Source organism: [Acidovorax] ebreus TPSY, from assembly GCF_000022305.1.
GTDB lineage: Bacteria > Pseudomonadota > Gammaproteobacteria > Burkholderiales > Burkholderiaceae_C > Diaphorobacter > Diaphorobacter nitroreducens.
Genome location: NC_011992.1, coordinates 2961202 through 2977487, shown reverse-complemented (window position 1 = coordinate 2977487; position 16286 = coordinate 2961202). Strand labels below are relative to the sequence as shown.

Annotated in this window: 16 protein-coding genes; all 16 read left to right on the top strand. The window is 67.9% G+C overall.

Translation table 11 applies throughout. The features are described from left to right. The first annotated feature begins 18 nt into the window (after positions 1-18). The 16 genes from DTPSY_RS14005 (at position 19) to DTPSY_RS13930 (ending at position 16183) form a co-directional block, all read left to right on the top strand. Positions 19-600: a DUF3305 domain-containing protein gene (locus DTPSY_RS14005; RefSeq protein WP_015914112.1), complete on the top strand. Its 582-nt coding sequence runs from the start codon at positions 19-21 to the stop codon at positions 598-600. Next, positions 593-1276, top strand: a complete 684-nt coding sequence (locus DTPSY_RS14000) for a DUF3306 domain-containing protein (RefSeq protein WP_015914111.1) — start codon at positions 593-595, stop codon at positions 1274-1276. Before DTPSY_RS14005 ends, DTPSY_RS14000 begins: the two co-directional genes overlap by 8 nt. After that, positions 1236-3299 (top strand): 4Fe-4S dicluster domain-containing protein, encoded by a 2064-nt coding sequence (locus DTPSY_RS13995; protein WP_015914110.1) that lies wholly within the window; start codon positions 1236-1238, stop codon positions 3297-3299. The genes DTPSY_RS14000 and DTPSY_RS13995 overlap by 41 nt, the downstream gene beginning before the upstream one ends. Next, on the top strand, positions 3296-3934 hold the full coding sequence (locus DTPSY_RS13990; protein ID WP_011806566.1) for a TorD/DmsD family molecular chaperone: 639 nt from the start codon (positions 3296-3298) through the stop codon (positions 3932-3934). The genes DTPSY_RS13995 and DTPSY_RS13990 overlap by 4 nt, the downstream gene beginning before the upstream one ends. A 173-nt stretch (positions 3935-4107) precedes the next feature. Beyond that, positions 4108-4320, top strand: coding sequence for a formate dehydrogenase (locus DTPSY_RS13985; protein ID WP_015914109.1), 213 nt, complete (start codon positions 4108-4110; stop codon positions 4318-4320). Positions 4321-4341: 21 nt separating this feature from the next. Then, positions 4342-7311: a formate dehydrogenase subunit alpha gene (locus DTPSY_RS13980; protein ID WP_015914108.1), complete on the top strand. Its 2970-nt coding sequence runs from the start codon at positions 4342-4344 to the stop codon at positions 7309-7311. A 10-nt stretch (positions 7312-7321) separates the two neighbouring features. Further along, on the top strand, positions 7322-7942 hold the full coding sequence (gene fdh3B / locus DTPSY_RS13975) for a formate dehydrogenase FDH3 subunit beta (RefSeq protein ID WP_011806563.1): 621 nt from the start codon (positions 7322-7324) through the stop codon (positions 7940-7942). After that, positions 7939-8172, top strand: a complete 234-nt coding sequence (locus DTPSY_RS13970) for a hypothetical protein (RefSeq protein ID WP_011806562.1) — start codon at positions 7939-7941, stop codon at positions 8170-8172. The genes fdh3B and DTPSY_RS13970 overlap by 4 nt, the downstream gene beginning before the upstream one ends. A gap of 13 nt (positions 8173-8185) precedes the next feature. Then, a complete protein-coding gene (locus DTPSY_RS13965; protein WP_015914107.1) occupies positions 8186-9391 on the top strand; it encodes a formate dehydrogenase subunit gamma in 1206 nt (401 codons plus the stop codon). After that, positions 9388-9780 (top strand): hypothetical protein, encoded by a 393-nt coding sequence (locus DTPSY_RS13960; protein ID WP_015914106.1) that lies wholly within the window; start codon positions 9388-9390, stop codon positions 9778-9780. The genes DTPSY_RS13965 and DTPSY_RS13960 overlap by 4 nt, the downstream gene beginning before the upstream one ends. Positions 9781-9894: 114 nt before the next feature. Continuing rightward, positions 9895-10785: a formate dehydrogenase accessory sulfurtransferase FdhD gene (locus DTPSY_RS13955; RefSeq protein ID WP_015914105.1), complete on the top strand. Its 891-nt coding sequence runs from the start codon at positions 9895-9897 to the stop codon at positions 10783-10785. Between the two features lie 73 nt (positions 10786-10858). After that, complete coding sequence (locus DTPSY_RS13950) at positions 10859-13432, top strand: ABC transporter permease (protein ID WP_015914104.1); 2574 nt, start codon at positions 10859-10861, stop codon at positions 13430-13432. 8 nt (positions 13433-13440) lie between these two features. After that, the gene (locus tag DTPSY_RS13945; RefSeq protein ID WP_015914103.1) at positions 13441-13668 is read left to right on the top strand and encodes a hypothetical protein; all 228 of its coding nucleotides are present in this window, start codon (positions 13441-13443) and stop codon (positions 13666-13668) included. Between the two features lie 45 nt (positions 13669-13713). Beyond that, on the top strand, positions 13714-15285 hold the full coding sequence (locus DTPSY_RS13940; RefSeq protein WP_015914102.1) for a bifunctional aminoglycoside phosphotransferase/ATP-binding protein: 1572 nt from the start codon (positions 13714-13716) through the stop codon (positions 15283-15285). Positions 15286-15328: 43 nt separating this feature from the next. Next, a complete protein-coding gene (locus DTPSY_RS13935) occupies positions 15329-15715 on the top strand; it encodes a TraR/DksA family transcriptional regulator (RefSeq protein WP_015914101.1) in 387 nt (128 codons plus the stop codon). Between the two features lie 42 nt (positions 15716-15757). Next, positions 15758-16183, top strand: a complete 426-nt coding sequence (locus DTPSY_RS13930) for a group II truncated hemoglobin (protein ID WP_015914100.1) — start codon at positions 15758-15760, stop codon at positions 16181-16183. The last annotated feature ends 103 nt before the right edge of the window (positions 16184-16286 follow it).

Sequence of the window (16286 nt, the reverse complement as noted above, 5' to 3'; positions counted from 1 at the left end):
CGGCGTACAGTGGCGCGCATGTCCTCCCGCCCCTTTATCTCCGTTGCTGTGGTCATGCGCCGCGAGCACCTGAACAACCGCTGGCAGCCCTGGCGCTGGTCCCTGGGCGAGGTCGTGCCGCATGAAGACGTGTTTGGCTCCGTGCCCCGCCTGTTGCGCCAGAGCGAGGCCGAGGAGCACTGGCTGTTCCCCGGCTTCGCCGTGGAGCTGTTCCGCGACGATGTCGAGGGCTACCACCTCAATCTGAGCGCGCCCGAGCCCTGTTGGTTCGTGCACTGGCGCATGGACGAGGAGCCCGGCGCGGACGGGCACCAGTTGGCGCGCCCGGTCGATGTGAGCCTGAGCTACCACGATGCGGGCCGATGGCTGGATGCGCAGGAAAACGTGGACCAGGTGCCCGCGCCCGGCCCGGTGCGCGAATGGCTTCAGGCCTTCGTGACGGAGCACTACCAGCCCGAGCCCAAGCGCCGCCGCCGGCCCGAGAGCTTCCGCCCACTGACCGACCGGTTCGGCAACCCTGCTTCCATCTCTACGGGCAAGACGCGCGGAGGCGGCGGTGGCGGTGGTGCGCCGGCAGAAGGCGAGGGCGGTCATGGCTGAGGGCTTCCTGGGCCGCTGGTCGCGGCGCAAGCAGGAGGCGCGAGACCCCGAAACCGCTTCCCAAACCGAGGTGGAGGTTGCTGCGGCGCCCGATCTGCCGCCGCAGCGTGAAGCACCTGCGGCACCCGTGCAGCAACTCACCGCACAGCCAGCAGCGCAACCGGCAGCCGCAGCGCGGCCGTTGCCTACGCTGCAGGACGTGCAGGCACTCACGCCAGAGTCCGACTTCTCCAGTTTCGTGACGCGCGGCGTGGCGCCGGAGGTTCGCAACGCCGCCATGAAGAAGCTGTTCAGCGACCCGCACTTCAATGTGATGGACGGGCTGGATGTCTATATCGACGACTACACCCAGCCCACGCCGCTGCCGCTGAGCACGCTGCGTCAGCTCGCCAGCGCCAAAGTGCTGGGGCTGGTGCAGGAGGACGCGCCGCAGGAGCGCGCCAGCGCGGCAAAGGCCAGCCAGGGTGCTGGGGTGATCGAGCCGCAGCAGGCCGCGGGCGACCTCGATGTGGCACAGTCCGGCGTATGCAACGCCATTCCTAGCCCGCAGGCGCCGGATGCTGCACCGCAGCAGACCGCGCCCGCCAGCCACCTACCCGATGCCCAACACGCTGATATGCGATTGCAACCGGACCATGCCTCTGGACCCCAAGGCACTGGGAACGGCTCTGCATGAGGAGCTGACGCTCCACTCCACCCTGTGCCGCCGCGAGGCCGGTGCCTTCCAGCAGGCCGTGCGCAGCGGCGAGACGGTGCTTGTCGCCTGCACCCAGGAACAACGCCTGTTCACCGAACTGGCCGAGCAGACCGAAGGGGCCACTTCGCCCCTGCGCTTCGTCAACATTCGCGAGACTGGCGGCTGGAGCCGCGATGCGCGCCAGGCCGGCCCCAAGATCGCTGCGTTGCTGGCGGCGGCCCATCTGCCAGAGCCCGAGCCTGTGCCCACCGTGAGCTTTCGCAGTGGTGGACGTCTGCTGATCATCGGCGCGCTGGATGCCGCCGAGCGTGCGGCCACGCTGCTGGCCGACGTGCTGGACGTGACGCTGTTCGCGCAAGGCCCCGGTGATGCCGGTGGCCGGCAAGAGCGGCGCTTTCCCGTGCTGGGCGGGCGCGTTGTGTCACTCAAGGGTTGGCTGGGGCGATTTGCGCTGCAATGGACGGCGGACAACCCCATCGACCTGGACCTGTGCACGCGCTGCAATGCCTGCGTGACCGCCTGCCCCGAGAACGCCATCGGGCTCGATTACCAGATCGACATGACGGCCTGTACCGGCCACCGCGATTGCGTGAAGGCCTGCGCGGTGGCGGGTGCCATCCGCTTCGAGCGCGAGGCCGAGGTGCAGTCGCAGGACTTTGATCTGGTGCTGGACCTGCGTCCTGCCGGCACCGGGCCCACCTTTTTGCAGCACGCGCTGCCGCAGGGGTACTTCCGCTGGGACGGGCAGGACCTGCAGGCGCTGCTGCGCCTGCGCGACCTGATGGGTGAATTCGAGAAGCCCAAGTTTTTCAACTACCGCCAGAAGCTCTGCGCCCACAGCCGCAACCGTGGGGTGGGCTGCAATGCCTGCGTGGACATCTGCTCGGCCGAGGCCATCAGCAGCGACCCCGTGCGCCAACAGGTGGTGGTCAATCCACACCTGTGCGTGGGCTGCGGCGCCTGCACCACGGTCTGCCCCACGGGCGCCATGGGCTATGCCTACCCGTCCGCGCAGGACATGGGCACGCGCATCCGTACCCTGCTGTCCACTTACGCCCAGGCCGGAGGCCGACAGCCCAGCCTGCTGCTGCACAGCCAGGAGAGCGGGCAGCAGCTCGTGCATGAACTGGGGCGCGCGGCCCAATTGGGCGTGGCCCAGGGCGTGCCCGCGCACATGATCCCCGTGGCGCTGTGGCATACAGCCAGTGTCGGTATCGATCTGTGGCTCAGTGCCATCGCGCAGGGGGCGACACCGGTGGCGGTGCTGTTCACGGGGGACGAGGCACCGCAGTACGTGGAAGGCCTGCAGTCGCAGATGGCGGTGGCGCAGGCGTTGTTGCACGGCCTGGGCTATACGGGCACGCATCTGCATTGCGTGCATGCGCGCTCCGCGACCGATCTGGATGCGGGGCTGCGCGCGATCGGCGGCGCGTGCGGCAGCGTACCGGCGCAGGCCGCCCGCTTCACGCCGACCAATGACAAGCGCGCCACGCTGGAGCTGGCGCTGGATCATCTGGTGACCAATGCCCCCGCGCGCGAGTTGCCCGAGGCTATTGCGCTACCCAAGGGGCCGTCTCCGTGGGGTACGGTGGTGGTGGACAAGGACCGCTGTACGTTGTGCCTGAGCTGCGTGAGCGCCTGCCCCGCCGGCGCGCTGCAGGACAATCCGCAGGCACCGCAGCTGCGCTTCACTGAGCAGAATTGCGTGCAATGCGGCCTGTGCGAGCGCACTTGCCCCGAAAACGCCATCGCGCTGCAGCCGCGCATGCTGCTGACACCGGAGCGCGGCCAGCCGCGCGTGCTGAACGAGACCCAGCCCTATGGCTGCATCCGCTGCGGCAAGCCTTTCGGCACGCTGCAGGCCATCGAGGCCATGCTGGGCAGGCTGGCCGACCACCCGATGTTCCAGGGCGAGGCGCTGGAACGCCTCAAGATGTGCGGCGACTGCCGTGTGATTGACCTGTACTCCGCCCAGAACGAAGCGAAAGTGACCGACCTGTGAGCAGTCCCACCACAGCCCACCTCACCGCCCCGGCCACCACCTCCGCGCTGGATGAGGAAACCGCGCGCGCAGAGTTGTACGGCCTGTTGGCCCAGCTGTACTACGCCTCGCCCGATCCGGCCCTGCTGGATGCGTTGCGCGTCGCTGTGACCGAGGCGCCCGCCAGCGGCGCCTTTTTGCAGGAGCCTTGGCAGCAGCTCGTGGCCGTGGCACGCGAGCTGACGGACGGCGCGGTGGCCGACGAGTACGACGCGCTCTTTGGCGGCGTGGGCAAGCCCGAGGTATTCCTGTACGGCTCGCACTACCTGAGCGGCTTCCTGAACGAAAAACCCCTGGCGCGGCTGCGCACCGACCTGCAGCGCCTGGGCCTGGCCGCACCGGAGGACATGCCCGATACCGAGGACCACATCGCCTACCTGTGCGAGGTGATGCGTTACCTGATCGCTGGTGACGATGGGGGCGTGTGCCACCTGGAGTCGCAGCGCACCTTCTTTGCCGCGCATATCCAGCCCTGGGTGCTGCAGTTGTGTGATGTGCTGGAGCAGCAGCCGCGGGCGCGCTTTTACGCCGTCCTGGCGCGGTTCACGCGCGCCTTCGTGGCTGTGGAGTCGCAGGGCTTCGACATGCTCGAGTAAGCGCGGCGCCGCACCTAGCGCGGAACGTGTAACGGTGCAGCACGCCCATCGCCAAAGGCGAGCCCGGTCCTCGGGTGACGTTGCCGCATTGTGACCAATGTCATAGACTGTATGAATGCGGCTTCATACGCCGCGATTTTTCCGTTTTCTTGCCAGCATTCCTGGAGACAAAAATGCAGGACCGCCAGCCCACCCCTTCCCGTCGTCGTTTCTTTGCAGGTGCTGCCACCGTCGGTGCCGCAGCTGCTTCCGTGGCCGTGCTTCCGCGCATGGTGACCACCCCGCAGGCTGTGGTGGAACAGGCCCCGCGCCCTACCCCCGAGCGGGGCGGCGGCTACCACGAGTCGGACCATGTCCGCCACTACTACAACACCACCCGCATCTGATGCGGCACAGCGGGGTTCGCCATGTTGCTGACTAAAAAATCTTCCCATGCGCCGCAAGGTGCACAGGCCTCTTCCCCTTTCGTGCACAGCCTGCGGCGCGGACTCTCGCAGGCGCTGCCCACCATGGACCGCCGCGCGTTCCTGCGCCGCTCGGGCCTGGGGGTGGGGGTGGGCATTGCCGCTTCGCAGCTCACGCTGGTGCGCAAATCCCAGGCAGCCGAGGGTGCCAAGGTCGCCATCGGCGATACCAAGGTCGAGGTGCGTCGCACCGTGTGCACGCACTGCTCGGTGGGCTGCGCGGTGGACGCCGTGGTGGAAAACGGCGTATGGGTGCGCCAGGAGCCGGTGTTCGATTCACCCATCAACCTGGGCGCTCATTGCGCCAAGGGCGCTTCGGTGCGCGAACATGGCCACGGCGAGTACCGCCTGCGCTATCCGATGAAGCTGGTCAACGGCAAGTACGAGCGCATCAGCTGGGATACCGCCCTCAACGAAATCACCGCCCGCATGAAGGAACTGCGCGAGGCCAGCGGCCCCGACAGCGTGTACTTCATCGGTTCGTCCAAGCACAGCAACGAGCAATCCTATCTGCTGCGCAAGTTTGTGAGCTTCTGGGGCTCCAACAACTGCGATCACCAGGCGCGCATCTGCCACTCGACCACGGTCGCGGGCGTGGCCAATACCTGGGGGTACGGTGCGATGACAAACTCGTACAACGACATGCAGAACAGCAAGTGTGCGTTGTACATCGGCTCGAATGCCGCCGAGGCCCACCCGGTGAGCATGCTGCACATGCTGCATGCCAAGGAAAACGGCTGCAAGATGATCGTGGTGGACCCGCGCTTCACCCGCACGGCCGCCAAGGCTGACGAATACGTGCGCATTCGCTCCGGCACGGACATTCCGTTCCTGTTCGGCCTGCTGTACCACATCTTCAAGAACGGCTGGGAAGACAAGAAGTACATCAACGACCGCGTCTACGGAATGGACAAGGTGCGCGAGGAGGTGCTGGCCAAGTGGACGCCCGACAAGGTCGAGGAGGCCTGTGGCGTGGGCGAGGCGCAGATGTACAAAGTGGCCGAGATGATGGCCAAGAACAGCCCGGCCACATTGGTGTGGTGCATGGGTCAGACGCAGCACAGTATCGGCAACGCCATGGTGCGTGCCTCGTGCATCGTGCAACTGGCGCTCGGCAACGTCGGCAAGAGCGGCGGCGGGGCCAACATCTTCCGTGGCCACGACAACGTGCAGGGCGCGACGGACGTCGGCCCCAACCCCGATTCACTGCCCGGCTACTACGGCCTGGCCGAAGGCTCGTGGAAGCACTTCGCCAACGCCTGGGGGGTCGACTTCGAGTGGATCAAGGGCCGCTACGCATCGCCCGCCATGATGAGCAAGAACGGCATCACCGTCTCGCGCTGGATCGACGGCGTGCTGGAGAAGAACGAGCTCATCGACCAGGATTCCAACCTGCGCGGTGTCTTCTACTGGGGTCATGCGCCCAACTCGCAGACGCGCGGCCTGGAGATGAAGCGCGCGATGGACAAGCTGGACCTGCTGGTGGTGGTTGATCCCTATCCGTCGGCCACGGCGGCCATGGCGGCCATGCCCGGCAAGCCAGAGGATCTGAATCCCAACCGGGCCGTGTACCTGCTGCCGGCCTGCACCCAGTTTGAAACCAGTGGTTCGGCCACGGCATCCAACCGCTCGCTGCAGTGGCGCGAAAAGGTCATCGAGCCGCTCTGGGAGAGCCGCAGCGACCACATGATCATGTACCAGTTCGCGCAGAAGCTCGGCTTCGACAAGGAACTGGTCAAGAACTACCAGATGCAGAAGGTCAAGGGCATGGACGAACCCGTGCCCGAGGACATCCTGCGTGAGATCAACCGCTGTGTCTGGACTATTGGCTACACCGGCCAGAGTCCGGAGCGCCTGAAGGCGCACATGAAGAACATGCACATGTTCGACGTGAAGACGCTCAAGGCCAAGGGCGGCAAGGACAAGGAAACCGGCTACGACTTTACGGGCGACTACTTTGGCCTGCCCTGGCCGTGCTTTGGCACGCCCGAGATGAAGCACCCGGGCTCGCCCAACCTGTACGACACCAGCAAGCATGTGATGGATGGCGGCGGCAACTTCCGCGCCAACTTCGGCGTGGAACGCGACGGCGTCAACCTGCTGGCCGAAGATGGCTCGCACTCGGTGGGCGCCGATCTCACCACCGGCTACCCCGAATTCGACCATGTGCTGCTCAAGAAGCTGGGCTGGTGGGCCGACCTCACCGAGGCGGAGCAGAAGGCGGCCGAGGGCAAGAACTGGAAGACCGACCCCTCGGGCGGCATCATCCGCGTGGCGATGAAGGTGCACGGCTGCCACCCGTTCGGCAATGCCAAGGCGCGCGCGGTGGTCTGGAACTTCCCCGACCCCATTCCGCAGCACCGCGAGCCCATCTACGGCACGCGTCCGGATCTCGTGGCCAAGTACCCCACGCACGATGACAAGAACGCGTTCTGGCGGCTGCCCACGCTCTACAAGAGCCTGCAGCAGAAGAACGTGGCCGACAAGGTGTACGAGAAATATCCGCTGATCCTTTCGTCCGGCCGTCTGGTCGAGTACGAGGGTGGTGGCGAGGAAACCCGCTCCAACCCCTGGCTGGCCGAGCTGCAGCAGGAGTCGTTCGTCGAGATCAACCCCAAGACGGCGGCCGATCGCGGCATCCGCAACGGTGAGCGCGTTTGGCTCAGCACCCCCACGGGCGCGCGCCTGAATGTGCAGGCGCTGGTGACCGAGCGCGTGGCGCCGGATACCTGCTGGATGCCCTTCCACTTCTCGGGCCGCTGGCAGGGCCAGGACATGCTGGCCTATTACCCCAAGGGTGCGGCTCCCGTGGTGCGCGGCGAGGCGGTCAACACCGCCACGACCTATGGCTACGACAGCGTGACCATGATGCAAGAAACCAAGACCACGATCTGCAACGTGGAACGCGCATAAGGAGGCAGCGATGGCACGGATGAAATTCATTTGCGACGCGGAGCGTTGCATCGAGTGCAACAGCTGCGTGACGGCGTGCAAGAACGAGCACGAGGTGCCCTGGGGCGTGAACCGCCGCCGCGTGGTCACGCTCAACGACGGCGTGCCCGGCGAGAAGTCCATCTCGGTGGCCTGCATGCACTGCAGCGATGCCCCTTGCATGGCCGTCTGCCCCGTCAACTGCTTCTACCGCACGGAAGAGGGTGTGGTGCTGCATGACAAGGACGTATGCATTGGCTGCGGCTATTGCAGCTACGCCTGCCCGTTCGGTGCGCCGCAGTTCCCCTCGCAGGGCACTTTTGGTGTGCGCGGCAAGATGGACAAGTGCACCTTCTGTGCCGGTGGTCCCGAGGAGCACGGCAGCCAGGCCGAGTTCGAGAAGTACGGACGCAACCGTCTGGCCGAGGGCAAGCTGCCCGCCTGTGCCGAAATGTGCTCCACCAAGGCGCTGCTGGCCGGTGACGGCGACGTGGTCGCCGACATCTTCCGCACCCGCGTGGTCCAGCGCGGCAAGGGCGCCGAGGTCTGGGGCTGGGGCACGGCCTATGGTTCCAAGCAGGCCGGCCAGCCGCCGGCGGGAGCAAAGTCATGAAGACGCGTGCATGGCATGTTCTGGGCGCCTTGGGCGCAGCCGTGGCCCTGACGGCCTGCGGCGAAAAACCGCAGACCGGCGGCGGTGTGAAGTACGACGCACCGCCCTACGCGGGCACGGGCAGCAACTTCACTTCTCCCGACTGGAAGGCGGGCGATGCGGGCAGCTGGGAGCAAAAGCTCAAGGCCCGCATGCAGTACGGCCAAAACGAATACAACCGCGTGCGGTGATGCGAGGTCTGCCATGAAACACCTCTTGTGTGCATTGCTGCTCGCCAGCGGTGCCGCGTGGGCGCAGGCCCCGGCGGCGCCCGCCAGCGACGCGGCAGCGCCCGCGGCGGCAGTCGCTGCCCCTGTGCCGGCGGCGGTTGGTGCCGTCAAAAGCCAGAACATCTTCGACGTGAAGCCCGATGCCAGTGAGGAGCCGGGCTACGCCCAGCAGACCAACGGTGAGCGTGCCAAGGTTCAGCCGGGCAACAACGCGCCCATGTGGCGGCAGGTGCGAGATGGGGTGACGGGCTACAGCAGCCTGCCGGCGAGCCAGGCCCCTGAGGCCGGCAACCTGATCCAGCCGTTCGCGCAATACCCCGGCTCGCGCTACACCACGGCAGGCCAGGCGTGGCGCGAGGTGCGCAATAACTGGATCATTCCCTACGGCGCGGCCTTGCTGGGCATCACCGTGCTGGCGCTGGCCATCTTCTTTGTGACCAAGGGCACCCTGGGCCACGCGGATGCCGAGGCTGGCGGTCGCCGGATCGAGCGCTTCACGCCCTTCGAGCGCGCGGCGCACTGGTCCAATGCGATCGCCTTCGTCACGCTGGCCATCACGGGCATCCTGATGGCGTTCGGCAAGTTCTTCCTGCTGCCCGTGCTGGGTGCACAGCTCTTCGGCTGGTTGGCGTACGCGGCGAAGAACGTGCACAACTTCATGGGCCCGCTGTTCGCCGTGTCGCTCACGGTGATCATCATCACTTTCATCAAGGACAACATCGCCAACCGCGCGGACTTCGTCTGGCTGTCCAAGGCAGGTGGCATGTTCACCAACAAGGAAGTGCCATCGCACCGCTTCAACGCAGGCGAGAAGGGCATGTTCTGGTGGGGCATCACTATTCCCGGCGTGTTTGTTGTGCTGTCGGGCCTGGTGCTTGACAAGTTGATCCCCGGCTGGGGCCTGCTGCGCGGAGAGATGCAGATCGCCCACATGGTGCACGCCACGCTGGCCCTCTGGATGATGGCGCTGCTGCTGGGCCACATCTACATGGGCACGATCGGCATGCGCGGGGCCTACAAGGCCATGAAGACCGGTTACGTGAGCGAGGCCTGGGCGCGCGAGCACCATGAGCTGTGGGCCGACGATGTCCGCAGCGGCAAGATTCCCGCACAGCGCAGTGGTGCGGCTCCCGCCGCGCAAACCACGCCTTCCCACCCCGCCGTAGGAGGAACCTCATGATTTTTGCAGCAACTCTCGTGCGCCGCTGCACAGCGGGTCTGGCGCTGGCGTCGTTGGCCGGCGTGGCAGCCGCCAAGCTGCCGCCCCTGTCGCCCGAGGCACAGGCCAAGGCGGCAGAGACCGCCGCCAAGGCCGCATGGTCCGGCAAGGTGGACGCCTATAAGCTGTGTCAGGCACAGGACCGCGTGGTGGCGCACTACCGCCGCACCGCGCCGAACGCCGCGCCTGCGGTTTCTGCCCCCGCGTGCCTTGATCCGGGTCCTTTCAGCTACACACCGCCGGAGGCCAAGCCGCTAGAGGCCGCGGGTGCTCACTCGCCTGCGGGCACTGCCACCAGCCCCCCCAACACGGCCGTGCCGGCCGCCGCCGCGTCTGCCCCCAAGAGCTGACCGAGCCGCCAGTCCGCGGTGCCTGGAGGCCCGTGGGCCGGTGACCGTGGCCTCTGTCCTGCACGCCCCGCCGCGCTCTGCGCGCCGGGGCGTCGTTACGTGTACGCTGCACCCATGACGCCAACGTCCCAACCACAGACCCTCTCTCGCCATGCCAGTGTGCCGCGGCTCACGCAGGCGGTTGCGCCGCTCACCCATGCGGTGCAAGCCATCAACGAAAGAGGCGAGCGCGAAGAGCTGCACATTCCCGCCGAACGCCCGCTCACGGTGTACGTGGATCGGCGCGAACTGGTCACGCTGATGACGCTGGGAGCACACCCCGAGCTGCTGGTGTTGGGATACCTGCGCAACCAGCGGTTGGTGGATTCCGTGGAGGAGATCGAGTCCATCACCGTGGACTGGGAGGTCAACGCCGCCGCCGTCGCCACGCGCCGCGGCATCGCACGCATCGAAGAGCGCACCGCGCGCAAGGTCGTCACCACCGGCTGTGGCCAGGGCAGCGTGTTCGGCGGCTTGATGGACGAGGTGGCCGGCATACGCCTGCCTCCCGCGCAACTGACGCAGGCCGAGCTGTACGGCATCGTCAACGCCATCCGACTTCAGGAATCCACCTACAAATCCGCCGGCTCGGTGCACGGCTGCGCCCTGTTCCAGGGGCCGCAGATGCTCGTCTTTGTGGAGGACGTGGGACGCCACAATGCCATTGACACCATTGCGGGCTGGATGTGGATGCAGCAGCCTGCCGAGGCCATGCAGGGCAGCGACAAAGTGTTCTACACCACGGGTCGCCTCACGAGCGAGATGGTCATCAAATCCGCCCAGATGGGGGTGCCCATCGTGGTGTCGCGCAGCGGCATGACGCAAATGGGGCATGCGGTGGCCAGCCAACTGGGGCTGTGCGCCATCGGACGTGCGACCAATCGGCGCTTTCTCTGCTACAGCGGGGCGGATCGGCTGGTGCTGCAGCCAGAGCTGGCACAGGCACCGCCTGTACCCGCTGCGTAGCGGCGCAAGGGGCCCTATGTGGCCAATGGCGGGCACTGAGGTACACATAGTGCCCGGTGGCATGATGCACGCCATGCCCGCATCCCCAGCCTCCGCATCTTCGCAAGACTCGCCAACCGGCCGCATCTCTGTGCCATGGGCTCGCCTGGGCTGGCGCACGCTCTGGCGTGATCTGCGCGCGGGCGAGTTGCGCCTGCTTATGGTCGCTGTGACGCTGGCCGTGGCAGCGCTCACCTCGGTGGGTTTCTTTGCAGATCGACTTCAGGGTGGCCTGGCGCGCGACGCGCTGCAACTGCTGGGTGGCGACGCAGTGGTGGCCAGCGACAACCCCACGCCCGTCGCGTTTGTGGAGCAGGCACGGGCGCTGGGTTTGACGGGCGTGACCACCCTGAGCTTTCCCACCATGGGGCGCGCGCCCGACCTGCAGGGCGGCGCCAGCCGGCTGGTGGCGCTCAAGAGCGTGGAGCCGGGCTACCCGTTGCGCGGCCGCCTGCAGGTGGCGGACGCCCCTCAGCGCCCCGGCATTCCCACACAAAGCATTCCAGCGCAGGGCGAGGTCTGGGTGGACGCTCCGCTATTGGAGTCGTTGGCGCTCCAGTTGGGCGACTTCCTGCTGCTGGGGGACACGCAACTGCGCATCACGCGCATCATCACGCTGGAGCCCGACCGCGGGGCGGGCTTCATGAACTTTGCCCCGCGCGTGATGCTCAATGCGATGGATCTGCCCGCTACCGGGCTGGTGCAGCCCGCCAGCCGCATCACTTACCGCTTTGCGGTGGCCGGCACACCGGACGCCGTCAAGCGCTTCACCGCCTGGGCCAGTGCGGCAGCGGCCGAGCCGGGCATGCGCGGCGTGCGTGTGGAGTCGCTGGACAGCGGCAGGCCTGAGATGCGCCAGACGCTGGACCGCGCGCAGAAGTTCCTCAACCTCGTGGCGTTGCTGGCGGCGTTGCTCTCGGCCGTGGCCGTGGCGCTGGCCGCGCGCGGCTTCGCCAACGAGCATCTGGACGCCGCCGCGCTGCTGCGCGTGCTGGGCCAGAGCCAGCGCACGATCGCCGGCGCCTACGTGATGGAGTTCGCTCTGGTCGGCCTGTTCGCCAGCGCGCTGGGTGTGCTGCTGGGCTTTGCGGTGCACCATGTGTTCGTGTTGCTGCTTGCGGGGCTGGTGGAATCGGCACTGCCTGCGGCCAGCCTCTGGCCCGTGGCCTTCGGCGTGGGCGTGGGCCTCACGCTGATGTGCGCCTTCGGCCTGCCGCCGGTGCTGCAGCTGGCGCAGGTGCCGCCGCTGCGCGTGATCCGGCGTGACCTGGGGAATGTGCGGCCCACGTCCCTGGCTGTGCTGGGCCTGGGCGTGGCGGGGTTTGCGGCGCTGCTGCTGGTGGTCAGCCGCGACTGGAAGCTGGGCGCGATCGCCGTGGGTGGTTTCGCCGCAGCCGCGCTGCTGTTTGCCGCGCTGGCCTGGGCGGCCGTGGGGCTGCTGCGCAAGAGTGTGCGCGAGACCACGGCGCCGCGCTGGCTGGTGCTGGCCACGCGCCAGATCGCCGCGCGCCCCGCCTATGCCGTGGTGCAGGTCAGCAGTCTGGCGGTGGGGCTGCTGGCGCTGGTGCTGCTGGTGCTGCTGCGCACGGACCTCATCGCCAGCTGGCAGCGTGCCACGCCGGCCACGGCGCCCAACCGTTTCGTGATCAACATCCTGCCGGACCAGGCCGAGGCCTTTCGCCAGATGCTGCAGCGGGCGGGCGTGGCGCAGTACGACTGGTACCCCATGTTCCGCGGCAGGCTGGTGGCCATCAACGACCGCCCGGTGGGCATGGACGACTATGAGGACGACCGCGCCAAGCGCCTGGTGGACCGTGAGTTCAACCTCTCCAACGCCCACGACGCGCCGGAGCACAACCCCATCGTGGGCGGGCGCTGGACCCCTGACGAGCACGGCGCCGTGAGCGTGGAGGAGGGTATCGCCAAGACGCTGGGCCTCAAGCTGGGCGATCGACTGCGCTTTGACATCGCCGGCGTGCAGAGCGAGGCGCGCATCACCAGCCTGCGCCAGGTGGACTGGAGTTCCATGCGTGCCAACTTCTTCGTGATGTACCCGGTGGCGCAGATGCCCGACGTGCCCTACACCTACCTGGCCGCCTACCGCGCACCGCAGCAGCCGGGCTTTGACAACGCGCTGGTGCATGCCTTCCCCAACATCACCAACGTGGACATGAGCGCCACGCTGGCCCAGGTGCAAGGGGTGCTGGCGCAGGTGATCCGCGCGGTGGAGTTTCTGTTTGCCTTCACGCTGGCGGCTGGGCTGGTGGTGCTGTTCGCGGCCGTCACCGCCACGCGCGAGGAGCGCGCACGCGAATTCGCCATCATGCGTGCCGTGGGCGCGCGTGCCAGCCTGCTGCGACAGGTGCAGCGTGCCGAATTGGCCGGCGTGGGCCTGCTGGCGGGCTTCCTGGCCAGCTGTGTGGCCGTGGCCGTGGGCTGGGCGCTGGCGCGCTATGTGTTCGACTTCAGCTGGACGGCCCAGTTCTGGGTGCCGATCGCCGGTGCGCTGGCGGGTGCGCTGCTGGCGCTGGCGGCGGGTTGGTGGGGTTTGCGCGAGGTGCTGCGCCGCCCCGTGGTACAGACGTTGCGCAGCGCAGCGCAGGAGTGAGGAGGGCCATGCCGCAACACGACACGCCGCATTGGGAACCCGACTGGTCGCAGGCGCCCGAGGGCTGGGATTGGCTGGCGCAGGACGAAGACGGGCGCTGGTACTGGTACCGCACGCAGCCGCAGGTGGGCGTGGGCGGCGGCGTGTGGCGCTCCAACTCGCGCAACCAGCAGTACGCCGGCCAGGGCCTGCCCAACCCGGCCTGGGACGCCTCGCTGCGCCATCGTCAACAATGATTTTGATAGCTGCCAGCGCTTGCTGGTATTGCGCTGGAGGCCAATTTGCTTATTGACGCAGACGAGAGTGCCGATCTGGCTGCCGCGCTGTGTCGGGCCCTGGGCGTGGCCGAGGGGGGGCCGGTGGAGCATGTGCAGACGCACCTGTCGCATCTGCTGCTGACCCCTACGCATGCCTACAAGCTCAAAAAGCCGCTGCACCTGCCCTTTGCCGATTTCCGCACGCTGCAGGCGCGGCGCCATTTCTGCGGCGAGGAACTGCGGCTGAACCAGCGCCTGGCGCCCATGCTCTACCGGGACATACTGCCGGTGGTGGGCAGCGCCAAGGCGCCGCGCCTGGGGAGCGTGGAGGAAGCCGGCAACGCTATCGACTGGGTGCTGCGCATGCGCCGCTTTCCCAAGGGCAGCGAGGCCGACGCCCTGGTGCGCGCCGGCGCGCTGCTGCCCGCGCAGGTGGACGCGTTTGCCGTGCATCTCGCGCGCTTTCACGTCGGCGCGCCGGTGGCGCCGCCGGATGGCGGCAGGGGCACGGCCGTGCAGGTGGAGCAGGCCATCACCGGCGTGCTGGACACGCTGGCGCCGCTGCTCGGCGAAGCCGAGCGCGCGCGGCTGGCGGCGCTGCGCATGTGGTTCAGCGCGCAGCAGCCCCTGCTGGCCCAGTGCTGGGCCGTGCGCCACGCCACGGGCCATGTACGCGAAGGCCATGGGGACCTGCACCTGGGCAACGTGGTGCTTTTGGAGGGTGCGCTCACCGCCTTCGACTGCATCGAGTTCAGCCCGCCGCTGCGCTGGATCGACACGCTGGCCGACGCCGGTTTCTTCAGCATGGACCTGCATGCCCATGGCCGGTCGGACCTGGCCTGGCGCTTCCTGGACGGCTACCTGGCGGTCACGGGCGACTATGCCGGCCTGGCCGTGCTGCGCCCCTACGAGGTCTACCGCGCGCTGGTGCGGGCCATGGCCGCGCGCCTGCGTGCCGCGCAGGGTCTGGCGGGGACATCGGGGCCGGACTATCTGGCTTGCGCCGAACGCCTGGCCGCGCCGCTGGCCCCCCGCCTGCTGATCACCTACGGACTGTCGGGGTCTGGCAAGTCCACCCTCGCCGCCGCGCTGCTGGAGCAAGGTGCCGTGCGCCTGCGCTCGGATGTAGAGCGCAAGCGCCTGTATGGCCTGGCGGCGCTGGACAGCTCCGCCGCGCGGGGTGTGGACATCTATACCTCCGAGGCCTCGCAGCGCACCTTCGCGCACCTGCGCCAGCAGGCCCGCGCCGTGCTGCAGGCAGGCTACCCAGTGATCGTGGACGCGGCCTTCCTGCACCGGCGCGAGCGCGACGCCTTTCGCGCGCTGGCAAGCGAATTGAGCGTTCCGTTCACCATCCTGCATTGCCATGCGGACCCACAGCAACTGCGCGAGCGCGTGCTGCGCCGCAGCGCGGCCGGCACCGACCCGTCGGAGGCTAGCCTGGCCGTGCTCGCGCGCCAGCAGGACAGCGCCGAGCCACTGGCGCCCGACGAGCAGGCACAGGTGCTGGACGTGGCCACCGACCGGGCATGGGATGCGGTGGCGCTGTGCGGCCGTTGGCAGGCGGCGGGCCGTGGCGCGGAGGGTGGTGCTTGATGTGTGTCAACATGTCCCGTATCGCCAGTGGCATGCTGAAACCATGAACACCACCCCTCTCTCCGATTCCCAACGCGAACAGCTGCGCGGTGCGCTGGAGCAGCGCAAGCAGCAATTGCTGGCCGAACTGGGCGAGGCCCAGCGCGACACGCTGGCCGTGGCCACCAACCGCGCCGATGCCGAGCGGCTGGACGACCGCAAGGACCAGGCCGACCGCATGGCGCAAGCCACCGTGCGCGACGCCGAGGCCACGCGCGACCACGACGAACTGGTGGCGGTGCGCGCTGCGCTCGCTCGCCTGGCCGACGGCAGCTATGGCGAGTGCACCGACTGCGGCCAGCCCGTGGGCGTGGCCCGCCTGCTGGCGCAGCCCGCGGCGGCGCGCTGCATTGCCTGCCAGTCCAAGGCCGAGGCGCGCGGCGAGCGTTGACAGCCCTGAGGAAGCGGCGCCGGCGCCGGCCCGCTTTCTACAATGGCGCGTATGTCAGCACCTGATTCCGCGCCGTCCGCCCCCACGCCTGCCACACCGTTCGAGCGGATCGGCGGCGAGCCGCGCATCCGCCAACTGGTGGACCGTTTCTACGACCTCATGGACCTGGAGCCCGGCTACGCCGAGCTGCGTGCCAGCCACGGCACTACGCTGGATGACGCGCGCGACAAGCTGTTCTGGTTCCTCTGCGGTTGGCTCGGCGGGCCCGACCATTACCAGAGCCGCTTCGGCCACCCGCGCTTGCGCGCGCGCCACATGCCGTTTTCCATCGGCATCCTGGAGCGGGACCAGTGGGTCGCCTGCATGGACCAGGCCATGGGGGAAGTGGACGTGCCCGACGACCTGCGCGCGCGCCTGAACGAGAGCTTCATGGGCACGGCCGACTGGATGCGCAACCGCGGCGGTTGAGATAGCTATTGATTCAATAGCTATTGGCGCTTGTGGCAAGCGCGGTGAAGACGGATGCGACATGTGGACCCGCGGCGTCACATGCCTGTCAAACCCGCCCTAC

Coding starts and splice junctions, on each gene's coding strand:
- DTPSY_RS13930 (WP_015914100.1), top strand. CDS start 15,758: ATGGCGCGTATGTCAGCACCTGATTCCGCGCCGTCCGCCCCCACGCCT.
- DTPSY_RS13955 (WP_015914105.1), top strand. CDS start 9,895: ATGACGCCAACGTCCCAACCACAGACCCTCTCTCGCCATGCCAGTGTG.
- DTPSY_RS13935 (WP_015914101.1), top strand. CDS start 15,329: ATGAACACCACCCCTCTCTCCGATTCCCAACGCGAACAGCTGCGCGGT.
- DTPSY_RS14000 (WP_015914111.1), top strand. CDS start 593: ATGGCTGAGGGCTTCCTGGGCCGCTGGTCGCGGCGCAAGCAGGAGGCG.
- DTPSY_RS13945 (WP_015914103.1), top strand. CDS start 13,441: ATGCCGCAACACGACACGCCGCATTGGGAACCCGACTGGTCGCAGGCG.
- fdh3B (WP_011806563.1), top strand. CDS start 7,322: ATGGCACGGATGAAATTCATTTGCGACGCGGAGCGTTGCATCGAGTGC.
- DTPSY_RS13965 (WP_015914107.1), top strand. CDS start 8,186: ATGAAACACCTCTTGTGTGCATTGCTGCTCGCCAGCGGTGCCGCGTGG.
- DTPSY_RS14005 (WP_015914112.1), top strand. CDS start 19: ATGTCCTCCCGCCCCTTTATCTCCGTTGCTGTGGTCATGCGCCGCGAG.
- DTPSY_RS13980 (WP_015914108.1), top strand. CDS start 4,342: ATGTTGCTGACTAAAAAATCTTCCCATGCGCCGCAAGGTGCACAGGCC.
- DTPSY_RS13995 (WP_015914110.1), top strand. CDS start 1,236: ATGCCTCTGGACCCCAAGGCACTGGGAACGGCTCTGCATGAGGAGCTG.
- DTPSY_RS13970 (WP_011806562.1), top strand. CDS start 7,939: ATGAAGACGCGTGCATGGCATGTTCTGGGCGCCTTGGGCGCAGCCGTG.
- DTPSY_RS13950 (WP_015914104.1), top strand. CDS start 10,859: ATGCCCGCATCCCCAGCCTCCGCATCTTCGCAAGACTCGCCAACCGGC.
- DTPSY_RS13960 (WP_015914106.1), top strand. CDS start 9,388: ATGATTTTTGCAGCAACTCTCGTGCGCCGCTGCACAGCGGGTCTGGCG.
- DTPSY_RS13985 (WP_015914109.1), top strand. CDS start 4,108: ATGCAGGACCGCCAGCCCACCCCTTCCCGTCGTCGTTTCTTTGCAGGT.